This is a genomic window from Colwellia sp. BRX10-1 (assembly GCF_014077545.1).
GTDB lineage: Bacteria > Pseudomonadota > Gammaproteobacteria > Enterobacterales > Alteromonadaceae > Colwellia_A.
Genome location: NZ_JACGWC010000017.1, coordinates 13,800 through 28,107, shown reverse-complemented (window position 1 = coordinate 28,107; position 14,308 = coordinate 13,800). Strand labels below are relative to the sequence as shown.

The window sequence follows — 14,308 nt, the reverse complement described above, 5'->3', positions numbered from 1 at the left end:
GCGTACATTACTGTAAGTGTGCCTAAATACTCAAGCCTGGGCTTAATGTTGCTGGTAATGACACTTTAGGTGCTTCAACAGAGGCTACTGGGTAAGCACAGTAATCAGCTGCATAGAATGCACTTGCTCTATGGTTACCACTTGCGCCAATACCACCAAATGGAGCCGCACTACTTGCGCCAGTAATCGGTTTATTCCAATTAACAATGCCTGCACGTATTCTACGGAAGAAGTGGTTGTATAAATCTTCGCTGTCACTTAATAGGCCAGCAGACAAACCAAATGAAGTGTTGTTTGCTTCATTGATCGCCGCGTCGAAATCTGTGTAACGGTATACTTTTAATAATGGACCAAAATGCTCATCATCAGGCATAGCTTTAATCGATGTTACATCAACAATACCCGGAGAAATAAAACCAGTACCTGCTTCTAAATGCTTCATTTCAACTAATGATTGTGCACCTAAATCTAGTAACTGTTGCTGTGCAGCAACAAGACTTAACGCTGCTTTTTCAGAAATCATTGAACCGATAAAAGGTTGTTCTTCATCGTCAAAATAACCTATTTTAATCGCTTTTGTCGCTTCAATAAGCTTAGCGATAATAGCATCACCTTGTTCGCCTGCTTCAATAAATAAGCGTCTTGAACAGGTACAACGCTGTCCTGTAGTAACAAAGGCTGATTGAATAATATCATGCACTACCGCTTTAACATCGCTAATATCTTTAACGATTAGTGGGTTATTTCCACCCATTTCTAAAGCTAAAATCTTACCCGGTTGGCCGCCAAATTGTTCATGTAATAAATGGCCAGTATTTGAACTACCGGTAAAAAACAAACCATCGATTTGTGGATGTGAAGCAAGCGCTTTGCCTGTTTCAACTTCACCTTGTACGAGATTTATGACACCGTTTGGTAAACCCGCCTGTAACCAAAGTTTTAAGGTTTCTTCAGCAACTTTTGGTGTTAATTCACTTGGTTTAAATACAACTGTGTTACCCGCTATTAATGCAGGAACAATATGTCCGTTAGGTAAATGACCAGGGAAGTTGTAAGGACCGAAAATGGCAACAACACCATGAGGCTTATGACGTATCATTGCTTTTGCGCCAGGCATTGGGTTTTCAACAGTACCCGTTCGCTCATTGTTTGCTTTGACAGAAATCGCTATTTTACCCATCATGGCGCCAACTTCTGTACGGGTTTCCCAAAGAGGCTTACCTGTTTCTTCTGCAATGGTTATTGCCAGATTTTCTTTGTTCTCGCCAAGAAGCACAGCAAATTTTTCAGCAATAGCAATACGTGCTTCAAGGCTCATGTCTGCCCATGACTCAAACGCCGCTCTCGCACTTTTTACCGCAATATCAACTTGTTCTTTAGAAGCAGACTTTCCCTGCCAAATAACTGTGTTTCTTGCTGGGTTTAACGAGCTAACATCGTGACCTAAACCTGCTTGCCACTGACCATTAATTAATTGTATTGCTTTTGACATTTTTCTGTCCTTATACTTTACGACGTTACCAGGTGACATAAAAACCCACCTAATGAACTAATTATTATTTCACTGCGCGCTGCTCAGTGAAATAAAATGATTGCTTAGAGAATCAAGGTTTACGTTAATTGCGAACTAAGCGTACAAAATCACCTTCATTTACATGCAGTGCTTTAGCGATATCGTCTGACATCAACACCTGTTCAGCAGTTGCTCTTAGCGATACCTTTGCTTGAACAGCTCTAAAACCTGCAACTTTCGTGTTACAAATAATAAAATTAGCTTTATCATCTGTCTCACCAATAATGACTTGATACTTGCCACTATTTCGAATTGTTTTTACTTTGGCTGTTTGTGCTTCAACCGTGGGGCCACCATCAAAGATGTCAACGTATCCTCGGCGGGCAAAACCTTCGGCTTCTAATAATCGCAAGGCAGGTAATGTCTTAGGATGAACTTCGTTAATCACTTTTTGTGCATCTTTGCTTAATAAACTGACATAGATAGGATGCTTTGGCATTAACTCAGCGATAAAGACTTTTTTACCAATACCGGTTAAGTAATCGGCTGTTGGAAAGTCCATCGAAAAGAAATGCTCTTCTAACCAATTCCAAAAAGGAGATCGTCCTTCTTCATCAGATATACCACGCATCTCAGCGATAACTGTGTCTGCAAAGCGCTCGTGATGTTCAGCCATAAACAAAAAGCGACAACGAGACAGAAAACGGCCATTTTTATTTTTTCGGTGACTCTCACCCAAAAACAAAGTACAAATTTCAGATGCACCCGTGTAGTCATTACACAGTGACAATGTTTCTACGGTATTATAAATGCCTAACTCACGAGAGTTATGGACGACTTTACCTAAATGATAATGGTAAAAAGCATCTTCTAAACCTACAGCGGCTTCAATACCACTTGTACCAACAACCTGACCCGTGTCAGTATCTTCCATTACAAACAGATAACCTTCGCTAGACGGGTGCGACACATCTTTATCGAAAGAATACTCAGAATGAGCGATACGTTGCTTTAATAAGCCTTCATTGACAGGTAGTGATGTAAAACCGTGTCCTGATTCTATCGCAATACGATGTAAAGAGTCATAATCGCTCGCTTGAATAGGGCGTATAATAATCATAGAAAGATCTCATTTTTTACAAAGAAAAATGAAATTGCAGTCATTTTAGAAAAATAACTACAATTTCAACGGTGTAATTGTTTTATTAACGTAATTTAACAATGACTATTTTGCTAGTTTAGCAACAGCTTTTTCAAAACGCGCTAAGCCTTCATCGATATCAGCATCTGGAATAACTAATGAAGGAGCAAAACGAATAATGTTTGCGCCAGCAACTAAGGTCATAACACCTTCTTCTAAAGCAGCGTTTAAAAAGTCTTTTGCTTTGCCATGATACTGCTCGGTTAGTACCGCACCAATTAACAAGCCTTTACCACGAATTTCTTTAAATACTTTATGCTTAGCATTAATTGCGTTTAAACCTGCAACGTAGCGTTTTGCTTTTTCTTTTACACCATTTAAAATTTCTGGCGTATTAACCGTATCAAATGCGGCTTCAGCTACAGCACAGGCTAATGGGTTACCACCATAAGTACTACCGTGAGTACCTATTTTAAGGTGTTTAGCAAGTTCGGTTGTTGTTATCATCGCGCCGATTGGAAAACCACCACCTAATGCTTTTGCGGTTGTTAAAATATCAGGTACAACATTTAGACCCATATAAGCATATAAGTCGCCAGTACGGCCAACACCTGTCTGTACTTCATCAAAGATTAGTAAAGCGTTATGTTGATCACAAAGTTCACGCACACCTTCAATGAACTCTTGTGTAGGAGAAACTAAACCGCCTTCACCTTGTAATGGTTCAATCATTATGGCACAAGTTTTATCAGACATAATTGCTTTTAGTGCTTCTAGGTCGTTGTAGTCAACGTGATCTATATCACCAGGCTTAGGGCCAAAACCATCTGAATAAGCTTTTTGTCCACCAACAGTAACGGTAAAGAAAGTACGGCCGTGAAAACCTTGATTAAATGCAATAATTTGTGTTTTGCCTGCGCCATGAACATCAAGTGCCCAGCGACGAGCTAATTTAAGGGCTGCTTCATTTGCTTCAGCGCCCGAGTTGGCAAAGTAAACTTTATCTGCAAAAGTATGATCAACCATTTTTTTAGCTAAACGTAAAGCGGGTTCATTCGTCATTACGTTAGATAAGTGCCAAATTTTATCAGCTTGGTCTTTTAATGCGCCAACCAATGCTGGGTGACAATGGCCTAAACAGTTAACCGCAATACCGCCAGCAAAATCAATAAATTCACGGTCTTGTTGATCCCAAACACGAGAGCCTTTACCACGTACAGGGATTACCGTTGACGGCGCATAGTTAGGTACCATTACGTCATCAAATAATTTACGGTCTACAGGAAAATGGTTAGTCATTGTTCACACCTCAAGTTATTAAACACTGCTGTGCAGTGTATCTTGGCATTACCGCAAAATAGCTCAGCAGGTAAAAACCTTATATTAGTTTATTTTTCAGCAGACATAAAAATGATGAAGCTAAAAATTAGGCGCTAAGTATGACAGAGAAAACAAGTACTGTCTTGCTCAAAATGACTGCAGACCTTATAAAACAAAGGCTTGCCATGTTTTATTCAGTATAGATGCATAACTATATAAAGAGAGTTTTATAGGCTTACTAACGGAATTGCTCGTGAGGTAACGAACACAGTGGGTTATTAACAATAGGTAAACTTTTCATAATTAATCAAAAATTATTTAAAATTTAATTTTATGTGATCAATGTCGCTTTTCTTTAATAAATTGATCTCTTGTGGCGTGATTCGTACTGTTGTTAACAGTAACTTAGCTTCATCATTACTGATTAAATCATCTTTAGCTAAGCTTCTAAAAGCAACATACGCTTTTGCTTTGGTGACTATTTGCGCTAGTGGGCACATTTTTTCTAATGTTTCTGTGTAGGCAAGATCAAATATAGCTTCGGTAATTTGCAAGCGGTCTAGACGCATCAACTCCACTAAATCTGCTGATATCTTGCTACTGCGTGTTATTAGCTGTTCGATTAATAAGTCTGGTGAAGCGTCAAAGGCAACTAATGTATCATGAAGTTTTTTATCTTTATTCTCGTAAGCAGCTTTTAATTCTGCGGTATGTAACTCACTGTAAGTGGTTAAAAAGCAGCGAGAAACAGCGATTAGTCCTAGGTGACTAAACATGCCAGCAGCAAAAGCCGAAAATTCATCCATACCTGCTTTTTTAGCCAATACTGAGGAAGACATGGCAACAGCCAAACTGTCATTCCAAAGTTTTCTTTTCATTAACGTGTAAGGAGCCGTGCTATTAGGTAACCAATGTTTGAGCATAAAGGTTGGCATGACTAACTTTAAATTGTCTAAGCCGATATAACTTAATGCTAAACTTGCGTCAGTAACTTGGACATCGGCCCGTTTACGATACTGTGGTTTATTGACCAGATTAATTAGCTCATTTGCTAACCAAGGTAATGATTTAGCTAAAGGAATAATACGATTAATCGAAGCGGCGCGCACTGACAGTATTTCCATAATACTGGGAATGGCATCTTCAATTTTTAATATTTTGTTGTAGAGGTTTTCTTTGTTATCAAATTTTTTGTTTACTTCAGTTGTCACATGGGTAAAAAATTTAGCCATGACTTGCTCAGTAAAGAAACTTTCTCCGTGGGCCTGAATGATTTTATTTTTATTTGCTTCTTCTTCAACCGCAAGTAATTCTCTGCGGCGATTAGCTTGTTCGCTGTTTTGATGGACAGCAACAGACACTTTTCCACTTTGCTTTTCAGCAAAGCCTTTACTGATCATTAAGCTCATCGCTCTTTTATATATTGGGGCGACTAGGTCGTTGTTTTCAAATATCTGCATGAGCTAATAGGGTGTTTTCCAATAAAGTTGAACTTGAATAGTCTTTATCGGCGACATACACAAAAGTATGAATGATGACAAATGAGAGTGATCGCCTGACGCTAATTTTTTTGTTTTATTTGCAGTGAGTAATAAAGTTCTTCAGTAACATCATGCCTTGTTCCGTTAAAATCGATTCAGGATGAAATTGTACACCTACAATAGGCAATGTTTTATGGGCTAAGGCCATAATTTCATTGTTTTTACCCTGTTCATCTTTGCTCCAAGCCGTTACTTCAAGGCAATCAGGCAAAGTGTCTTTATTAACAATTAATGAATGATAGCGTGTCACAGTTAAAGGGTTATTTAATTGATGGAATAAGCCACTTTCGTTATGTTTTATTCTACTTGTTTTCCCATGCATCACGACAAGTGCTTTTTCAATACTTGCACCAAAGTGTTGTGCAATACACTGATGACCTAAACAAACACCTAAAATTGGCACTTTACCGGCAAAGTGTTTAACTATCTCTAATGATAATCCCGCTTCATTTGGAGAACATGGACCTGGAGAAATAACAATATACTGGGGTGATAGTACCCTAATTTCAGCTAAAGTTATTCGGTCATTTCGTGCAACGACGACCTCTTGCCCTAATGCTTGGAAGTAATGTACTAAATTAAAAGTAAAAGAGTCGTAATTGTCGAGCATTAATAACAAAATAGTCCCTTGGGTAGGAAGATAATAAACGCGGCTATTCTAATCGCTCATCATTGACAATTCATTATATATTTCTACTTTGCTGCTTTGTTGTTGTTTTTGTTGGTTTTTTAATAACATAACAGACACCCCACATAAAAAAGGCTGATACTTACGTAACAGCCTTTAATTAAGATGATGTTCAAGCGTAAGTTTCTAGAACTTAGTTGCAACTTGTATCCATAGTTTGCTGGTATCCGTACTCAATTCATCAGCACTGTAACGGGCAAATTTTACCAGTAAGTCGTAATCCTTTTTAAAGGTATAGGCGGCGACAAGATCTAATTCTGTACCATAGTCTATATTGCCTTCATTTGCCGCTAGGTCATGGAATGTTGCCGCTAACTTAACTCCAGCCAATTTTGTTTTAACGGTAATGTATGTATCTTCAACACCATTTGGCATACCAGTACTGCTACCCGTATTTAAGAATTTATCTGAAAAACCTTGGAATTTATGTAAGGTCGCAAAAGGTGTACTAAATGCTGCTTTAGCGTTATCACTGCCTAAAACCTCAATGCCTGCTAATAATGTAACTTGACCTAAGTCAGTGGCTATCTCAGCATTGTAGTAGTTAGCATCGTAATTTACGGGGTTATCACCAACGTCGCTTTGCATTGCTGCACTTAAGTTAACACTTACCGCGCCAAATTTACCATTGTAAAGAGCGCCGAAGGTGCTTGAAGACATTGCATGTGCTCTATCAAAGTCTAATACATAGGCAAATGCTGATATTTTGTGTTCGGTATTAATTTTGTAGGCAGCATTCGCAAAATGAAAAGCACCTGAAAGATCGTCACCTTTTTTGTCATCGCCAAAAATGCGGTTTGCGTTATAGATGTAGCTGTAATCGAGGGAAAGTGCAGCGCTTGCGGTATATTCAATACGGTAACCGTCATAGGTTTGTTCATTTTGACGCCAGCCAACACCACCAATAAAACGCTGATTATTATGTAAAATACGTTGGCGACCTGCTGTTAATTTAACTTTTTCGCTATTGTATTGTAAAAAAGCCTGGTTAACGTCGGTTATTTCAGGGTCAGCAACGACAGCATCACTGCCAGAGTAATCAAAGGTTAAGTCATTATAATCATCAACAATGGCGGTTACATTATCAACCTCAAGGCCTAACGACCATTTTTTATAATTGCCTGTTTGTAGGGTTAGACGAGACTTTATTGTTAACGCTGTTGCATCTTTATCTGTGGTGCCATTTGCACCGTCTTCATCGACACCTTCATAGCGGGCGCGTAAGCTCACATTTACTTTACTGTCTGTTAGTGCTTTTTTAATACCTGAATTGAATGCCGCATCGTCTGCCATTGCAAAAGGCGCAGAAATAATAGAACCGGTAATTAAAGCCAGTGATAATTTTGTTTTCGTAAATTTCATCGTGTATATCCTATCTATTTTATGTATGTATCTTTCGGCTCGACACACGTTATTGCGACCAAACAAGGAGGTCACACACAGTGGCGTTATTTAATATGGTTTAATGTTTATTTCTTGAGAACTAATTAATGGGCTGATTTTGTCACTTTGCCAAAATGCAAAGTTTGATTTAAATCAAGTTGTGATTTTGTCTAATGATGCAGCTGTTTTATTGTTGATTTACATCAAACATTAGCTTGATACTGTTAGAGCGGATTAAAAGTAGAATGATAAAATGCTAAATACATAGCAGATAAAATATAGTAAAGAGGATTGAATTATCTCAGCGCTAAAGTAAAGCATATCTGCTTATCAACGCTTGTTCATACAAGGTGAGTTATAAAAAAATGGATAGTCGTTAAAAAGAGAACGGTATCAATTGCCGTTCACTTTAGTCACGTTACGATATATGTATCAAAGGTTTATCGGGAATTATTTTTCAATAAAAGCGGTTGCTTATTATCTTTTTGCTAACACTAAGTCTGATTGTGGCACTGAGCTACAAGCTAAAACAAAGCCTTGTTCTTTCTCATCGTCACTTAAACCGTCGTTAGCTAATTGTTTAACATCACCATCTATTAGTTTTATTTTACAACGACCACACATGCCACCACGACATGAATAGGGAAGTAGCATTCCTGCTGATTCACCTTGTTCTAAAATAGAGTCTTTTGTGTTGCCAATAACGTTTTTGTTCCATGACTCAAAGTTTAAATTAACTTTTCCTTTACGCATTTTTTTTGGCTCCTTGTTAACACTGGCTTGTGCAGTCGTTTTTTTGTTAGCTGTTTTTTTTGTTGGTTTGGCAATAAATATAGGTGGATTTTGCTTCTTTAAAATAACAATTTCATCACCTTGCTGAATACTTCCTTGATTAAGCGCAATTAAATTTTGCCCAAACATCACATCTCCACTGGCCACTTGTCGGTAGTTTATTAAGGTTGTTAGCGGTTCTTGCTGTGGATGATTTTCGGCATTGTTAGGGTTCACTGTAGTGAAAATACAACGTGAACAAGGCTTAGTTACTTCAAATTCAACCTCGCCAATACGAATATGCTGCCAAGTGTCTTCGGCGTAGGCATCGCAGAGGTTAGCCACAATATTAGGTCTGAATTGTTTCATGGTAATCGCAGGGATTGATTGTTGAGTTAGCCGGTTATTTAAATCATCGAGTGAGGCTTGAGAGGTAAGCAATAGTGGATAACCGTCAGCAAAGGCAATTTTTTTATGACTTTTGCTAACTAAACGCTGTGATTTTTTACCAAAATAAAGAAGCTGGCAAGGTTTTTTTAGGAATTGGCTGAACCATAAATCAAAATTTTCATGGCCATACTGTGCTTGTATTTCATCTTGCCATACCGTTACTTTTTTATAAATGGGTGACAATTCTTGATAAAGTAGATGCAGCGCTGGCATATCTGGAGCGGTTAATATTAAGCCCTGTGCAGATAAATTAACCTTAATAAGGCAAAGTGTTGGTTCAGTGCGAGCGGTTATAAATTGGCCATTTTTATCTGTTATGACAAAACGGCGGTCAAGGCTCAAGCCCAAGTCATCAACCCAACTAGTCGATAATGAAATACCAGCAGCCGATTTAATCGGGTAAATATGAAGTGATTGTAGTGAAGGTGATCGCACGTCGCATCCTTTAATTTAGTATGGCTATGCATACTTACTAAATTAACAAGGCATTGCAATGCCTTTTTACTATCTTATCAGGTATATTATCAGAGATTATTTTGATCTTATTTTTATTACTGGTTACCACAGCATTGCCAAGGTAACCAAGCTTTAACGGACATAACATGCATATTCACATTTTAGGTATTTGCGGCACATTTATGGGCGGTATCGCCGCTATTGCAAAACAGCTGGGGCATCGTGTTTCAGGTTGCGATGCTAATGTTTATCCGCCAATGAGCACACAACTTGAACAATTAGGTATTGAGTTAAAACAAGGCTACTTAACAGAACATTTAAAAGATGAGCCTGATTTAGTGATTGTTGGCAACGCCATGTCACGCGGCAATGTTATGGTTGAATACGTACTCGATAGAAATATCGCCTACACGTCTGGCCCGCAGTGGTTATTAGATAATGTTTTAAAAGACCGTTGGGTCATCGCTATTTCGGGTACTCATGGCAAAACTACCACTAGCTCTATGGTTGCCTGGATCCTAGAGTATGCTCATATGAAACCGGGTTTCTTAATTGGTGGTGTACCACAAAATTTTGATTGTTCGGCACGTTTAGGTGACGCCCCCTTTTTTATCATTGAAGCCGATGAATACGATACCGCCTTTTTTGATAAGCGCTCTAAGTTTGTTCATTATCGTCCGCGCACCTTAGTGATTAATAACATGGAGTTTGATCACGCTGATATTTTTAATGACTTATCTGATATACAACGCCAATTTCATCATCTTATTCGTATGGTGCCAAGTAACGGCCTAGTGTTGTCACCCAAAAATGAATCAGCCATCACTGAAACTTTAGCGCAAGGTTGTTGGACACCCACAGAATTTAGTGTCGACAATGAATTTAGTAAATCTGGCTGGTATGCAGAAAAGCTTACTGGCGATGGTAGTGAGTTTATTGTCTACTTTAAGGATGAAATACAAGGCACAGTAAAATGGAACTTAATTGGTGATTTTAATATCGATAACGGTTTAATGGCTATTGCCGCTGCTCGACATGCCGGCGTTCCTAGCCATGTTGCTATTGATGCACTGGCTGAGTTTATTAATACCAAAAGGCGTTTGGAGCTGCGCGGTGAAGTAGGGAAGGTACGTGTATTTGATGACTTTGCCCATCATCCTACCGCTATTGCTAAAACGTTAGCCGGTGTTCGAGCGAATGTAAGTGCTAACGGTGAAGGCGATCAATCATGTCGAGTAATCGCGGTATTAGAACCAAGATCAAACACCATGAAATCAGGTATTCATAAAGACACCCTTCCAGCATCATTAGCTCAAGCAGACGTTGTCTATTTATTTCAAGACGAGCAAGTGCAATGGTCAGTAAATACACTGATTAAAGAATGCCGACAGCCGTGTTTTGTTGAGACAGATATAGATGTTTTAGTGAGTCATATCGTTAACAACTCACAAGCAGACGATACTATCGTTGTGATGAGTAATGGTGGATTTGGCAATATTCACCAAAAAATATTAGATCAATTAGCAAAGAAAGGATAGTTATGAACGAGTTTCGAGAAAAAATTACTGTCGCAATTACCGGCGCATCTGGTGCTCCCTATGCATTAAGATTAATCGAATGTTTAGTTGCTGCGAATGTACAAATTTATGTTTTATGTTCAAGCGCAGCACGAGTTGTTCTTGACACAGAAGTTGGCATTAAAATACCGGGTTCACCTGACGGCGCCACTCAATTTCTCAGTGAAAAATTTAAGGCAAAACCTTCACAAATCACAGTCTTTGGCAAAGAACAATGGTTCTCTCCCGTGGCTTCTGGCTCTGCTGCCCCTAAAAAAATGATTGTCTGTCCTTGTTCAACGGGCACATTAGCCGCTATTACCTTAGGTATGAGTGACAACTTGATTGAGCGTGCTGCCGATGTTGTTATTAAAGAAAGAGGGCAGTTGATTTTAGTGGTACGAGAATCACCTTTTTCTACCATACACTTACAAAATATGCTGACACTTTCACAAATGGGCGTTACTGTCATGCCAGCGGCACCTGGCTTTTATCATCACCCCAAGTCGATTAATGATTTAATTGATTTTATGGTGGGCAGAATGTTGGATCATTTAGGTATTGAACAAGCGATTATTCCGCGCTGGGGTTATCAGCTTTAATGTTTACTTGTGGTGTTTGGCTTTTATTCTCTGTTTTACAATTGGGATCGATCTCTTTGCGGTGAATATCGCAAGGAGTTGATTGACCATTAATTATAATTTTTTGTCGACCATTGCTCATTGACACAGAGCCACAAGAAAATAAAAAAAGTATCAGTAAAGTAGATAATAACTTTTGCATATTTTTGCTCTAGAATCCTATGTGAAATCAGTATAAGTTATTTAAATAAGTTAGAACAGTTTTCAGGTGAGGCTGCCATTAACGTAACCGTTTTACCACTTCGCACTTTTACACAACTTACTGATTCAGGAATTTTTTGCTTTTGAATGACATCAAATTCACCTTGGATGGCGGAATTTAGATGGTACTGAAAAGCATCATTACTCCCTTCAAATAAAGCGGTAAATAACCCAAAAACTAATGCCCCAGCGATGGTCCCTGCAATCATATCTTTATGGTTACCGTCAAGTTCGCCTAATAAGCCAATGCCAGCACCGGTAATAATACCTGTTTTGACCTCTGAAGATAAAGTTACCGGAGTAACCGACGCAATAGTCGCATAAAATTCTTTAATTATTTGGTGTTGCTCTGCTCGGTCAACCCCATGGCTTGCACATCCGGCAAATAGTAAAGCGCTAAGTAATAATCTTTTCATGGTGTTTTCTCAATAATTTATTGTGCATATAATAAGGAGGGCACAAGGAGTATGAAAAGATGTTACCGAGAGTTACAAGCCAAAAATATTTAAAAATTGTATGTTAATTGTTTACGGTGGCTTACATAATTTTACGTTTTCAAAAAAATTATAGGTAAGGCGTTAATAGGATATTGCTTATGCCAAGTTTGGGGTAATAGGCCTGAAAAATTCTCCGGCTTGATTAGATAACCCCAAACGGTATTGAGTTCGCCTGGGGATTTAAACCATAGTGAACTTATTGATAAAATACTCAAATGGGATGAATGGCATTATAGTTTAAATACCTCACCTAAAATCGTTGTATTAGATACACGCACCCAGCGATGGTACTCTGAAAGTAATGCCGGCAAACCTTCTGGCTTAATGGACTGGCAGTCATTATCAGCCCTACAGCAAGCGTTAATTAATGAGCCTAATATTATCATGGTCTCTGCTGCACCTATTTATGGGGTTAAGTTGATTGAAACTATTCAGCGTATTTTTACTTTTTGGGGAAAGCCTTTAGCAGTAGATGCTGAAAACTGGATGGCACACTCTGGCACAGCTAATGTGATGTTAAATATTTTTAGACACAATAAAACACCGCCTAATTTTATTATTCTTTCAGGTGATGTGCACTATTCTTTTGTTTATAAAGTGACTCACCGTTTTCGTCGTAACAGCTAAAAAATATTACAAGTCACCTGTAGCGGTTTAAAAAATGAATTTCCAGCCGCTTTATTACATACCTTAGAAAGGCTAAATAAATATTTGTATGCGACTTATTCACCGCTTAACTGGTTTACAAAAAGAAGGCGGATGAAGGTCCGTGTGAGAAGGCCTAATTACATTGACTCAGCTAACGATGTAACTTTATTTAATGGCAGTGGTATTGGCTTGTTGACCTTAAGCGAAGATAACCAAACCATCACCACAGAAATCATTACAACAAAAGGAAAAGTTGTTCGCTTTGAGCAACTCTTGTAATACGGCAAAAAGCGACAAGCAACTTGAACTCAGCATTGAACAACTATTTGATTAGTTATTGATTAGTTGATACTTTATATTCAGTTTAGGCATAAACGTTAATGTAAAATGGAATTTATCTAATGGCTATTTATCAAAGAATCTTTATAGTAGGGTTACTTTTTTTACTCGTATCGTGTAGTCCAACGAAACATAGCCAAGCCTTGCAGGCATATCAGCAAGCTAAGCAAGAACTCAACCTCACTCACTCAATCACCGCATTAAAAAAACTGGTTCAACTAAAACCCTCACAATACCAAGCTGAATTAACGCTTGCCGAAAAAGCGCAAGATAAATTAATAGCGGCACAAGTTCACCTTGCTCAGGGCGATTACTATTTAGCTTATCTGTTAAGTCATGATTCTCATCAGCACTTCCCCAGTACCGAAAATAAAAAAGTATTAATACAGGCAGCTAAAAAGTTAGTGCCGATAATAAAAATAATGCAATTTATTAGCGAATCATTTACTAGTCGGCCAACAGATCTACCTGAAATTTATCAGGAATGTCTTAATCGACCTGTTGATGACTGGGACTTAATAAAGGTTAATAGCGTGATCAACCAGTTAACGCAAAGTAAAGCCAAATTAACCAAAGCGCTAAGTCGAATAAACAGCAGTGACCTCGAGTCAATACTACCAACAGGGTTTGCATTACAGCGTGGAATTAAAGCCCAACTAACGCTCATTGAGCGCGAGAGAGATTATCTACCTAAGCTCGCTAAGCACCTAAGTGCAAAGTTACTGATAGATTTAAATAAATCATTAACAGATAACACCATCGAACTGTTATCTATGTTTGACTCTGAAACGGCAAAAAGTAATAGCCAAGCCACTTTTATTGGCGCTAGAACAAATTACTCGTCCTATAAAAACCTAGTGGTTAACCTGTCTTTAGCGACAAACTTAGCTTCCGGTGATCGCCATGCAAGTTGGTATCAAGCATGGCAAACTATGGAGAGTGAGGTCCTTGATCCACAAGGTTTATTTTTAAATTATCCTCTTCAAGCAGAGCGAAGAAGTAAAAATATAAACCGCCACATCAATGTTAACGTTACTGAACCTTTACAAGCAAAGGTTGAAGATATTGATATTAATGATTTTTATTTACGCTACCCAGCCATCAATGCACTGACCAAAAAGTTAGTAATTGATAAAGCTATTTTATTATAAATATAAGTTATT

The 14,308-nt window shown here is 38.3% G+C and carries 14 protein-coding genes; 5 read left to right on the top strand and 9 right to left on the bottom strand.

Features of this window, described 5'->3' with window-relative positions; genetic code table 11:
• Positions 1-22: 22 nt before the first annotated feature.
• The 7 genes from astD to H4J75_RS20430 all read right to left on the bottom strand — a co-directional run bounded on the left by astD (position 23) and on the right by H4J75_RS20430 (position 9,242).
• Entirely contained in the window at positions 23-1,492 is a 1,470-nt protein-coding gene (astD, locus tag H4J75_RS13635) for a succinylglutamate-semialdehyde dehydrogenase (protein ID WP_182222451.1), read from the bottom strand.
• Between the two features lie 124 nt (positions 1,493-1,616).
• Positions 1,617-2,633, bottom strand: a complete 1,017-nt coding sequence (gene astA, locus H4J75_RS13630) for an arginine N-succinyltransferase (RefSeq protein ID WP_182213797.1) — start codon at positions 2,631-2,633, stop codon at positions 1,617-1,619.
• A 105-nt stretch (positions 2,634-2,738) separates the two neighbouring features.
• A complete protein-coding gene (locus tag H4J75_RS13625; RefSeq protein ID WP_070375700.1) occupies positions 2,739-3,953 on the bottom strand; it encodes an aspartate aminotransferase family protein in 1,215 nt (404 codons plus the stop codon).
• Positions 3,954-4,288: 335 nt separating this feature from the next.
• A complete protein-coding gene (locus H4J75_RS13620; RefSeq protein ID WP_182169190.1) occupies positions 4,289-5,434 on the bottom strand; it encodes an HDOD domain-containing protein in 1,146 nt (381 codons plus the stop codon).
• Positions 5,435-5,549: 115 nt separating this feature from the next.
• A complete protein-coding gene (locus H4J75_RS13615; protein ID WP_070375702.1) occupies positions 5,550-6,134 on the bottom strand; it encodes an aminodeoxychorismate/anthranilate synthase component II in 585 nt (194 codons plus the stop codon).
• A gap of 195 nt (positions 6,135-6,329) precedes the next feature.
• Complete coding sequence (locus H4J75_RS13610) at positions 6,330-7,565, bottom strand: alginate export family protein (RefSeq protein WP_182213795.1); 1,236 nt, start codon at positions 7,563-7,565, stop codon at positions 6,330-6,332.
• A 498-nt stretch (positions 7,566-8,063) separates the two neighbouring features.
• Positions 8,064-9,242, bottom strand: a complete 1,179-nt coding sequence (locus H4J75_RS20430; RefSeq protein ID WP_182213793.1) for an MOSC N-terminal beta barrel domain-containing protein — start codon at positions 9,240-9,242, stop codon at positions 8,064-8,066.
• Positions 9,243-9,409: 167 nt separating this feature from the next.
• On the opposite strand from H4J75_RS20430, the gene mpl reads away from it, so the two are divergent.
• Positions 9,410-10,801 carry a UDP-N-acetylmuramate:L-alanyl-gamma-D-glutamyl-meso-diaminopimelate ligase gene (gene mpl / locus H4J75_RS13600; protein WP_182213791.1) on the top strand — a complete coding sequence of 464 codons (1,392 nt, stop codon included), beginning with the start codon at positions 9,410-9,412 and terminating at the stop codon, positions 10,799-10,801.
• 2 nt (positions 10,802-10,803) lie between these two features.
• Positions 10,804-11,421: a flavin prenyltransferase UbiX gene (locus tag H4J75_RS13595; RefSeq protein WP_182213789.1), complete on the top strand. Its 618-nt coding sequence runs from the start codon at positions 10,804-10,806 to the stop codon at positions 11,419-11,421.
• Here the strand turns inward: H4J75_RS13595 and H4J75_RS13590 are convergent.
• A complete protein-coding gene (locus H4J75_RS13590; RefSeq protein WP_182213787.1) occupies positions 11,393-11,602 on the bottom strand; it encodes a hypothetical protein in 210 nt (69 codons plus the stop codon). The two genes, H4J75_RS13595 and H4J75_RS13590, sit on opposite strands and share 29 nt — an antisense overlap.
• Positions 11,603-11,639: 37 nt before the next feature.
• The gene (locus H4J75_RS13585) at positions 11,640-12,077 is read right to left on the bottom strand and encodes a hypothetical protein (protein ID WP_182169200.1); all 438 of its coding nucleotides are present in this window, start codon (positions 12,075-12,077) and stop codon (positions 11,640-11,642) included.
• Positions 12,078-12,320: 243 nt separating this feature from the next.
• On the opposite strand from H4J75_RS13585, the gene H4J75_RS20520 reads away from it, so the two are divergent.
• The 3 genes from H4J75_RS20520 to H4J75_RS13570 all read left to right on the top strand — a co-directional run bounded on the left by H4J75_RS20520 (position 12,321) and on the right by H4J75_RS13570 (position 14,296).
• Entirely contained in the window at positions 12,321-12,785 is a 465-nt protein-coding gene (locus tag H4J75_RS20520) for a hypothetical protein (RefSeq protein WP_182213785.1), read from the top strand.
• Between the two features lie 132 nt (positions 12,786-12,917).
• Positions 12,918-13,085 carry a hypothetical protein gene (locus tag H4J75_RS20515; protein WP_182222450.1) on the top strand — a complete coding sequence of 56 codons (168 nt, stop codon included), beginning with the start codon at positions 12,918-12,920 and terminating at the stop codon, positions 13,083-13,085.
• Between the two features lie 122 nt (positions 13,086-13,207).
• Positions 13,208-14,296: a hypothetical protein gene (locus tag H4J75_RS13570; RefSeq protein WP_182213782.1), complete on the top strand. Its 1,089-nt coding sequence runs from the start codon at positions 13,208-13,210 to the stop codon at positions 14,294-14,296.
• Positions 14,297-14,308 lie beyond the last annotated feature (12 nt).